4 protein-coding genes are annotated in these 3,566 nt (G+C 65.6%); 2 read left to right on the forward strand and 2 right to left on the reverse strand.

Annotation, left to right across the window (positions count from 1 at the left end; genetic code table 11):
- Positions 1-1,328 (reverse strand): effector-associated domain EAD1-containing protein (locus U9983_RS27170; protein ID WP_322756743.1); only part of this gene is annotated, 1,328 nt, incomplete at its 3' end.
- Positions 1,329-1,551: 223 nt separating this feature from the next.
- On the opposite strand from U9983_RS27170, the gene U9983_RS27175 reads away from it, so the two are divergent.
- The gene (locus U9983_RS27175) at positions 1,552-2,013 is read left to right on the forward strand and encodes a helix-turn-helix domain-containing protein (RefSeq protein WP_322756744.1); all 462 of its coding nucleotides are present in this window, start codon (positions 1,552-1,554) and stop codon (positions 2,011-2,013) included.
- A 284-nt stretch (positions 2,014-2,297) separates the two neighbouring features.
- Here U9983_RS27175 and U9983_RS27180 read toward each other — a convergent pair whose 3' ends face one another.
- Positions 2,298-2,489, reverse strand: a complete 192-nt coding sequence (locus tag U9983_RS27180) for a hypothetical protein (RefSeq protein WP_322756745.1) — start codon at positions 2,487-2,489, stop codon at positions 2,298-2,300.
- A 95-nt stretch (positions 2,490-2,584) separates the two neighbouring features.
- Here U9983_RS27180 and U9983_RS27185 point away from each other — a divergent pair.
- A partial coding sequence (locus U9983_RS27185; protein WP_322756746.1) for an XRE family transcriptional regulator occupies positions 2,585-3,566 on the forward strand: 982 nt, incomplete at its 3' end.

Consider the following 3,566-nt stretch of genomic DNA (forward strand, 5'->3'; position numbering starts at 1 on the left):
ACCATAATCTGGCACAGCTCACCGAAATCCAGCGACGGCGTGTAGGACTCGGCCAGCGCGCCCAGGCACACCAGCCCCTGCTGGGCCTCGTGTTCCCGAGCCTGGTCACAGTCGTAGTTCGGGAATACATTCGGATGGAAGATCGGAGTCAGCCAGAAAACCAGCGGCGGCGTTTCGGGGAATTCGGGGCCGAGCTGCACCAGAACGACATGCCGGTTGACGGTCACCGGATCGTCGCCGGGTATCGCACCCGGCCCGAAACTCGCCTGGACGAATTCAAGCTCGTACTCGGTGGGCAGCAGAGTGGAATTGGCCCGCACCTGGAATCGGGGATGCGCCTGCGCGTAGGCGACAAGCTGGTTGCGGACCCGGTGCAGCGCCTCCTGCCGGTCCTTCGGGTTGAGCGCCCCGGCCTGGGCCTCCACCCCGATCCGGGTCCGGGAGCCATCGCGTAACCCCGCTCGGTGCAGGGTGTCGTCCCCGTCGAGCCGCCGTCCCGAGCCGTCGTCCTGCACCGCGTCCACGACGATGGCGCGGGTCGGGCCTGCGTAACCAGGCGGGTACTCGTCCATTACCGACGCAGCCATGTTGGCGACGGTCTGCTGGGCGGGGGCGTCATTCAACCGGAACTGCCGGCCGTCCGGCCCCCGTGCGTACAGCGTCTGGAACACGTAGTCGGGTTCACCCGCCGGGACAACCGTCCACCCGAGGTCGGTTTCCTCGAGCCGCTCCCGCACCCGTCCGGTGTTCTCGTCGTTGACCCGGTAGGAAACCGCGTGCGCGGTCGACCAGAACTCGTGTGACCCCAGGCCGAGGCTCGCGAGGATTTCCGCGGCCTTGCGGCGCTCTGGCTCCGAACTCGCCCGCACAATCACATGGCAGCTCTGCGCCGGCCCCACCTCGGCTTCCGCCGGCTCAGCCCCATTTTCAGTGGCCGACACTGAATCCCCGTTGTCCCGATCACCAGCGTCAACATGCTGATTGTCACGATAGGCCACAGCGAGGCGCTGAAACACGGCATTGCCGGGGAAACGGCGCCTGGCCGTCCGCAGCAGCCTTCGGTAGGGCGCACCCGCGAGAGTTCCGACATTGAACTCGTGGAAGATCTCGCTCCACCACTGCTCCGGGTTACTGCCCTGGAGAACCGGGCGGTAGGCAAGCGGGAAATCGATCTGGTTGAGGACGGTGGAGGCGGCAGCTTCCGTTGTATAGACCGTCGCGAGCTCATCTCGGAAGTCGTCCCGGTCGTCACGACTCAGCCGAATGTCGGGGTCGCCGTCCGGGATCCCGTCGCTCGGCGACCTGCCGCCGTCGCCAACCGGTGCCACTGGAACCCCCCGCCTCCGCAGCGCCGACGTCGCAACGGTTGCCCCAGTTGCGCCGTAACGTGAGCGTAGTCCTCGCCACAGCGATGACAACGTCCTGGTACGGGATACGCCACCCAAACCGGGCGCTCGGCGCGCGGGCGCCAGTCGGTTGCGTTTTTTGCACTTTGCGGGATGATGGATGACGGCAGTTAGTCGCCATGACGGCAGCAGAGGGAGTCCGGCGATGGCCCCGGAAACGGTGATACCGGCATCGGACGAACAGGTCGCACTGGTTCGTCTGGTCAACCTCATGGGCGAGGGTGACGATCGGTCATTGACGTTGATCCGTGGTGGTGCCGAGGCGGAGCTGCCTCGCTCCGTGCGTGAGGTCCTTACGCGGGTGGCCGAGCTGCTCGCGTCCGGCAGGGGTGTGGCGGTGGTCGCGGTGGACCAGGAACTGACGACACGTGAGGCCGCGGATCTGCTGGGTGTCTCCCGTCCAACGTTGATCAAACTGCTGGATGCGGGGGAGATCGGCTACTCTCGGCCCGGCTCGTCGCGGCGGATCCCGCTCGAACAGGTGCTCGCATATAGGCAACGGCGCAGCCGTAAGCGCCGCGAAGTGTTGTCGGAGATGACCGCGGACGCGTTGGAGATGGGCATGTACGGGTCACCGGCGCCAACCGGCACCGGTGATACGGCCTGATCGTGCCGGCCATCATCGTCCTGGACGCCAATGTCCTCATCCCCAACGCGCTGTGTGATCTGCTGCAGTCGCCAAGGACGAGCCGCACCCCTCGGCGCTGGTCAGGCGGATGTCGGGACCGTGCCGCCAACGTGCTGGCCGAGGCGTACGCGTTCGGTGAGGTCGGCTACGCCCCCCGGGCGTACGACCTGCTTCACCGCCGCTTGTCCACTGACAACCGCCGCCCGTACGCCACCTCTCTGCCACCCGCCGCCACATCCTTGCCGCGGATCACGCGGTGCGGATCACACGGTAAGGATGTGAATCTCGTGCTGCTCCAGTAGCACCAGATTCACATCGTTGAGCCGCTGCCGGACGTCCCGGTCGGCGCCGTCGTCCGGCGGTGCGTCGTTCGGGCGCCCGGCGTCGGCGTCGCCAACCAGTGCCGCTGGAACCCCCCGCCGCCACAGCGCCGACGTCGCAACGATTACCACCATGGACTTTGCGATTTTCGCAAGTATCGACGTATCATGACTAGGTGAAACCTGAGATCCTCGCCGACCGCATACGCCAGACGCTGCGGGAGTCAGGCATGACCCAGCAGGCGCTTGCGAAGGCCGCCGGTATGGATCCGACCGCACTGTCCAAGGTGCTCAGCGGCAAGCGGCGTCTGAGCACCTTGGAGCTCGCGCTCATCGCCGAGGCGACCGGGGTGTCGGTGGCCGAACTGCTCGGGAGCGACGAGCGGGGAGCCACTCGGATCTCGGCACGCGCGCAACCCGATACGAGCCCTGCGGTCGAGCAGGCCCTGCGCCGCGTGGACGATCTCCTCGAAATTGATGTCCTGCTGTGTGACCTCGGCATGCCCTCATCGCCGAGTCGTTTTCCATTGAAAATTCGCCAGGATAATCCAGTGCGTCAAGCCGACGAGCTTGCCGGTGAGGTACGGGAGCTCGCCGGGGCAGGCGATGCCGACATCGAAGACCTGGCCGACTTCTGTGAACAGAGTTTGGGCATAGATGTTGCGGTCGAACCCCTTCCGACTGGGTTGGATGGCTTGAGTGTAGCCCGAGGTAACTACCGCTTGGCCCTCGTGAGTAGCGCTATTCCGGCCACTCGACAGCGTTACACGCTTGCCCACGAGATCGGACATATCGCCGCAGGTGACACCCACGGCGATACGAATGGCATCACGATTGACGAAGACCTCTACGGCCGACACAGTCGCGAGGAGACGAGAGCCAACAGTTTTGCCGCCGCTTTCCTTATGCCTGAGACAAGCGTGCGCCGGTCGTTGGGTCCGGGAGGGCCGACCGAGCGGTCGATCGGCGCGATGCTTACTCGGTTCAGGGTCAGCCTGGATGCGCTCGCATTCCGTCTGCATAACGTTGAACTGGTCGACGCGGCGGGGCGTGACCGGGTTCGACAGCTGTCCGCCCGCAGGCTGGTCCTCATGACAGGACGTGCCGAAGAGTACCAGCGGCAGCTGCAGAGTATTGGATCGCGCCGCCTGCCGACCAGCTTGCTGCAGCGGGCAATGGAGGCATACAACAGCGGCAGGATCAGCGTCCGCG

Source organism: Protofrankia sp. Cas3 (genome assembly GCF_963555955.1).
Classification (GTDB): Bacteria; Actinomycetota; Actinomycetes; order Frankiales; family Frankiaceae; genus Protofrankia.